This window comes from Streptomyces sp. NPDC006487, from assembly GCF_042870555.1.
Taxonomy (GTDB): Bacteria; Actinomycetota; Actinomycetes; order Streptomycetales; family Streptomycetaceae; genus Streptomyces.
The window spans coordinates 76,075-82,148 of sequence record NZ_JBIAHN010000027.1 but is presented as its reverse complement, the minus strand read 5'-3'; the positions used below and the strand labels follow the sequence as shown (position 1 = coordinate 82,148).

General features: G+C 69.8%; 4 protein-coding genes. 1 reads left to right on the top strand and 3 read right to left on the bottom strand.

Going from position 1 to position 6,074, the window contains the following annotated elements:
- Positions 1-417 precede the first annotated feature (417 nt).
- Entirely contained in the window at positions 418-954 is a 537-nt protein-coding gene (locus tag ACFYM0_RS35675; protein WP_327253600.1) for a MarR family transcriptional regulator, read from the bottom strand.
- 124 nt (positions 955-1,078) lie between these two features.
- Between ACFYM0_RS35675 and ACFYM0_RS35670 the strand changes: the two genes are divergently transcribed.
- Positions 1,079-2,353 carry an MFS transporter gene (locus ACFYM0_RS35670; RefSeq protein ID WP_388509197.1) on the top strand — a complete coding sequence of 425 codons (1,275 nt, stop codon included), beginning with the start codon at positions 1,079-1,081 and terminating at the stop codon, positions 2,351-2,353.
- Positions 2,354-2,432: 79 nt separating this feature from the next.
- Here the strand turns inward: ACFYM0_RS35670 and ACFYM0_RS35665 are convergent, their stop codons facing one another.
- Positions 2,433-4,253, bottom strand: a complete 1,821-nt coding sequence (locus tag ACFYM0_RS35665; RefSeq protein ID WP_388509194.1) for a SpoIIE family protein phosphatase — start codon at positions 4,251-4,253, stop codon at positions 2,433-2,435.
- A gap of 147 nt (positions 4,254-4,400) precedes the next feature.
- Entirely contained in the window at positions 4,401-5,792 is a 1,392-nt protein-coding gene (locus ACFYM0_RS35660; RefSeq protein WP_388509184.1) for an NAD(P)/FAD-dependent oxidoreductase, read from the bottom strand.
- Positions 5,793-6,074 lie beyond the last annotated feature (282 nt).

The following is a 6,074-nucleotide window of genomic DNA, read 5'->3' as shown; positions in this document are numbered from 1 at the left end:
GTATCAACTTTTTGGCGTTGATTTTTGGCACGCTGTTGAGTTCTCAAGGAACGGACGCTTCCTTTGTACTCACCCTCTCGGGCTTTCCTCCGGGCGCTTCCTTCGTTCTTGTGTCTCCGACTCTATCAGACTCTTTCGGGCCTGACTCCCAGTCAGCGGGGTTTGTCTTCCGGGCTGTTGGGCCCTTCCGACTCCCGAACTCTAGTGGATTTCCCAGGCGATTCATAATCGGCCTTCGGGAATGAATTCGGGCATGCCGAATGCGTTCCCAGTGGGAGATCTTGCTGAGTTGGGTGCCGCAACGAGGCGGCGGGATTCGTTGTCTCCGAAACCTTTCGGCTCAGGGACAACTCGAAGAACCTTACGGATCCGCAGGTCCCGTGTCAACTCGGGAGACTGGGCCCCGCCACTAGGCGGTCAGTGCGGGGACTGGAGGTCCTCTACGCGGTCCAGGAGGCGGGTGAGCATGTCGCCCAGCACGCCCCGCTCCGCCGTGGAGAGGTCCTGGAGGAGGTCTTCCTCGAAGACCGTCGCCGCACGCATCGCGTCCAGCCACTTGCTGCGGCCTTCCGCGGTGAGCTCCACGATCACGCGGACGCGGTTGTTCTCGTCGCGCTCACGCGTGACCAGTGCTTCCGCCGTCATGCGGTCGATCCGGTGGGTCATCGCCGCCGGCGTGAGGCCCAGCTGCTTCGCGAGCTCGCTCGGGCCCATCCGGTACGGGGCTCCGGAGAGGACGAGGGCCTTGAGGACCTCCCACTCCGCGTTGCTGATGCCCAGGGCCGCGGTCTGGCGGCCGTACGCGACGTTCATGCGGCGGTTCAGGCGGCTGAGGGCCGAGACGACCTTCTCGACCTGGGGGTCGAGGTCCTGGAACTCGCGCTGATAGACGGCGATCTGTTCGTCGAGGCTCGGCTCGTGGACGGGCGCAGTGCCGTCGGGGGTGTCACCCATGGTCCGAAGTATGGCATGAAGCCCGTTGGCGTCTAACTCCTTCGGTGTGTAGTGTTAAGCATCGAACTTTAGGTATGAAGTCTTCAAGCTTCAGCAATCAAGGTGGTGAGAAGTGACCAAGGTGATGGGCGCTGCGATGCGGAGGATCCAGGCCGGGAACGCGTTGACCGCGTTCGGTATCGGCTTCACGGTTCCGTTCCTCTACGTCTACGCGGCGAAGGTGCGAGAACTGGATCCCATGTGGGCGACGGGAACGTTCATGGCGTTCGCCCTCGGTGCGCTTCTCGCGCTGCCCTTCACCGGGCGGGTGATCGACCGGCGCGGTCCGGTGCCCGTCGTCATCGGTGCGGCCGTCGTCGCCTCGTTCGGCGCGCTGTCGCTCGGGCTCTCCACGGGCGTGGTCGCGATCCTGCTCTCGGCGCTCGCGCTGGGTGCCGGCCAGGCCGTCATGCAGCCCGCGCTGGCCACGATGATCGTGCGGTGCTCCACCCCGTCCACCCGGACCCGTGCCTTCGCCCTCCAGTTCTTCATGCAGAACCTGGGTCTGGGCATCGGCGGTCTGATCGGCGGGCTCATCGTCGACGAGAGCCGTCCCGGCAGCTTCACCCTGCTCTTCAGCATCGAGGCCGTGATGTTCCTGGTGCTCGCCGGAGTCATCGCCACCGTGCGGATGCCCCAGGTGCCGGCCATCAGCACCGCGCTGGCCAAGGACGCTGCCCAGGCGGGCGGCGGCTGGAAGCGGCTGCTGGAGCACAAGGCGATGGTGCAGTTCTGCGTCCTCGGCTTCGTGCTGTTCTTCGCCTGTTACGGACAGTTCGAGTCGGGGCTGGCCGCCTTCGGTACCGAGGCCGCCGGGATCTCCCCGTCCACGCTCGGTTTCGCGCTCGCCGCCAACACCGGTGCGATCGTGCTCGCCCAGTTCGTCGTGCTGCGGCTGGTCGAGAACCACCGCCGGTCCCGCGTGATCGCGCTCGTCGGTCTGCTCTGGACCGTGGCGTGGATCATCGCCGCGTTCTCCGGGCTGGGGCACGGCAGCGCGGTCATGGCCGCCGCCGCGTTCGTGACCACGTACGCCCTCTTCGGCATCGGCGAGGCCATGCTGTCGCCGACGCTGGCGCCGCTGGTGGCCGACCTGGCGCCGGAGGGTTCCGTGGGCCAGTACAACTCGGCCTTCGCGCTGGTCAAGCAGCTGGCTCTGGCGCTCGGGCCGCTCGGTGTGCCGCTGGCCGCGTCCGTGCCGATGCTCTACATCGGGATCTTCGTCCTGGTCTCGCTCGGCATCGCCGGGCTGGCGCTGAGGCTCGGCAAGCAGCTCACGCCGGTGCAGGACAATCCGTCGCTGGCCGGGAGCACCGTCGTGGTGAAGCGGGTGAAGGCCGCCGAGCGCGTGCCCGCGTAGGAAGAAGCGAGCAGGTAAAGCAGGACGGTGAGAAGGAGGAGGCCCCGGTCGGGTGGACCGGGGCCTTCTTCGTGTGCGGCTACGGGGCCTTGTCGGGGAGGGCGAACTCGCACCAGACGGCCTTGCCGCCGCCGGGGGTGCGGCGGGAGCCCCAGGCCGAGGCGATCGTGGCGACGATGGAGATGCCGCGGCCGGTCTCGTCGGCCGGTTCGGCCCGGCGGCGGCGCGGGAGGTGGTCGTCCCCGTCGGTGACCTCGATGATCAGCCGGCGGTCGGTGCGGCGCAGGCGCAGGCGCATGGGCGGGGTGCCGTGCTGGAGGGAATTCGCGACGAGTTCGCTCGCGGCCAGGACTCCGAGGTCGCACAGCTCCACCGGGAAGCGCCAGGAGGCGAGGACGCCCTGGGCGAAGGCGCGGGCGCGCGGGGCGGCCTCGATGCCGCCGAGGAGTTCCAGGGCGGCGTTGTGGAAGAGCTCGGCGTCCGCGCCGGTGCGGGCGGGCTGCTGGAGGACCATCACGGCGACGTCGTCGTCGTGGTCGGCGTCGACCCCGAGGGCGCGCATCAGGCGGTCGCAGATGACGGCGGGGGTGCCCTGGGCGCCGGAGAGGGCGCGTTCCAGGGCGCCGACGCCTTCGTCGATGTCCTCTCCGCGGCGCTCGACCAGGCCGTCGGTATAGAGGACGGCGGTGGAGCCGGGGCCCAGGGCGATGGTGCCCGAGGTGTGCAGCCAGCCGCCGGTGCCGAGCGGCGGGCCGGTGGGGTCGGCGGCGCGGCGGACGGTGCCGTCCTCGTCGCGGACGAGGATCGGGAGGTGGCCGGCGGAGGCGTACGCCAGGAGGCCCTCGTTGGGGTCGTGGACGGCATAGACGCAGGTGGCGATCTGGCTGGCGTCGATCTCGGCCGCGAGGCCGTCGAGGAGCTGCAGGACCTCGTGGGGCGGCAGGTCGAGGCGGGCGTACGCGCGGACGGCGGTGCGGAGCTGGCCCATGACGGCGGCGGCGCGGACTCCGCGGCCCATGACGTCGCCGATGACGAGGGCCGTGCGGCCGGCGCCGAGGGTGATGACGTCGTACCAGTCGCCGCCGACGGCCGCTTCGGTGCCGCCGGGCTGGTAGGTGGCGGCGACGCGCAGGTCGTCGGGCTGTTCGAGTTCCTGGGGGAGGAGGGAGCGCTGGAGGGTGACGGCGGCCTCGCGCTGGCGGCGCTCGCTGGCGCGCAGCCGTTCGACGGCCTCGGCGTGGTCGGTGACATCGGCGAGGTGGATCAGGACGCCGGTGCCGGTGTGGGCTTCCGCTTCGCCTTCGGATCCGGTGAGGGATCCGGATCCGGCGTGGGATCCGTCGGCGTCTGCCTTGGTCTTGGGGAACTCGATCGGCGTGCAGGTGACCGTGTACGAGCTGGTGCCGCCGGGTGCGGTGCGGTTCTTGGCCGTACGGGGCTTGCCGCTGCGCTGGACCTGGTCGAGGAGCGGGAGCAGACCCAGGTCGCCGAGCTCGGGGAGGGCCAGGTGCGCCGGGGCGCCGGGGGCGCGGGCACCGAAGCCGGCGGTGTAGGCGTCGTTGACGTAGGCGACGCGGTGCTCGGGGCCGTGCACGAGGGCGACGAGGGCCGGGAGGCGGTCGAGGACGTCGCGTACGGAGAGCTCGTCGAGGGAGGGTGCGGGGGTCGCCGTACCGTCGGCGGCGGCCGAGGCGCAGCCGGCGCCGTGGACGGAACCGGTGCCGCGGACCGTGGGGTCGGCGGGGCAGCCGTCCGGGCCGGTCGCGGAATGGCCGGCGGCGCCGCGGGCGGCCGGGACCGAGCCCTCGCCCCGTTTGGCCTGGGCGGCGGCGTGTTCGGACCGGGCGGCGGCGCGGCGCTGCGTTCCGGGGAACCGGGCGCTCCAGCGCGTGAAGTTCACTGCGTTCAAGCCTCGTGGTGTCGCTCGTGGTCGCTGTGTCACTCGGTGGCAATCGGGTGGCACTCGGATGTCACGCTGATGTCACTCTGTGCAGGTGTGAGCCCACCTATGGTCACACGTCCAGTGTGGCCGACGGGACTGACAGCATCAGCCTTCGCTCTTCTTCGGAGGGTCCTTGGGGCCTCCGCCCGCCGCGAGTTCGAATTCTGCTCTGGGGTGTTCGAGGGATCCCAGCGAGACGATCTCACGCTTGAAGAGGCCGGAGAGCGTCCACTCGGCGAGCACGCGCGTCTTGCGGTTCAGGGTCGGGACGCGGCTGAGGTGGTAGGCGCGGTGCATGAGCCAGGCCGGGTAGCCCTTGAGCTTGCGGCCGTAGACGTGGGCGACGCCCTTGTGGAGTCCGAGGGAGGCCACGGATCCCGCGTACTTGTGGGCGTACTCGGTGAGGAGTCCGCCGCGCAGGGACGAGACGAGGTTGTCCGCGAGGACCTTGGCCTGGCGGACGGCGTGCTGCGCGTTGGGTGCGCAGGCGACGCCCTTCTCGGGGGCGGTGATGTCGGGGACGGAGGCGGCGTCCCCGGCTGCCCAGGCGTGCTCGACTCCTTCGACGGTGAGGAAGGAGGTGCAGGCGATGCGGCCGCGGTCGGTCTTGGGGAGGTCGCTGGCGGCGAGGATCGGGTGCGGTTTGACGCCCGCGGTCCATACGACGGTGCGCGTGGGGAAGCGGGCGCCGTCGCTGAGGACGGCGATCCGGTTCTCGCAGGAGTCGAGCCGGGTCTCCAGGCGCAGGTCGATGCCGCGGCGGCGCAGTTCGCGGATCGTGTAGGTGCCCATCTCGGGGCCGACCTCGGGGAGGATGCGGTCGCTGGCCTCGACCAGCACCCACTTCATGTCCTCGGGCTTGACGTTGTGGTAGTAGCGGGCGGCGTAGCGGGCCATGTCCTCCAGCTCGCCGAGCGCCTCGACGCCCGCGTAGCCGCCGCCGACGAAGACGAAGGTGAGGGCGGCGTCGCGCAGGGCGGGATCGCGGGTGGAGGAGGCGATGTCCATCTGTTCGATGACGTGATTGCGCAGGCCGATGGCCTCTTCCACGGTCTTGAATCCGATGGCGTATTCGGCGAGTCCCGGAATGGGGAGCGTGCGGGAGACGGAGCCGGGGGCGAGGACCAGTTCGTCGTACTCGATCTCCACGGGGCCGCCGCCCTCCTCGTCGGTGGCGAGGGTGGTGACGGTCGCGGTCCTGGCGGCGTGGTCGATGTGCCGGGCCTCGCCGATGACGATGCGGCATTTCGGCAGGACGCGGCGGAGCGGGACCACGACGTGGCGCGGGGAAATGGAGCCGGCAGCCGCTTCAGGGAGGAAGGGCTGGTACGTCATGTACGGCTCGGGAGTGACCACCGTGACCTCGGCCTCGTCGGCTCTCAGCTTTCGCTGGAGCCGGAGTGCCGTGTACATGCCTACGTAGCCGCCGCCGACGATGAGGATCCGCGTACGGGGCGGGGTACCGGGGGCCGTGCCCCGGGAGTTAGCAGCCTTCACCGTCCCATGACGCAACGTGGCCGGGAGTTTGTCCACAGGCCCGACAAATTGTGTGACCGGAGGGGACGGCGGGGCGAGGTTGTCGGGGGGTGCGGATGGAGGGGAAGGTGCGCAGGTCAGACGGTGCGGAATGAGTGATTCCGGAGGCTTCGAACGGAAAATTCGGGGTGAATGCTCCGATCGGGCGGTGGTCCGTCCGGGGCTGCCTCTTCTGAATTGACTCTGGCTCAACTATGTTCGTAACTCGTCGAGGAGTAGGACCAGGGCCCTCATGACCGTGGC

Bases quoted from the DNA above. Each gene is read 5' to 3' on its own strand.
- ACFYM0_RS35675 (WP_327253600.1), bottom strand. From the start codon at position 954: ATGGGTGACACCCCCGACGGCACTGCGCCCGTCCACGAGCCGAGCCTC.
- ACFYM0_RS35670 (WP_388509197.1), top strand. From the start codon at position 1,079: ATGGGCGCTGCGATGCGGAGGATCCAGGCCGGGAACGCGTTGACCGCG.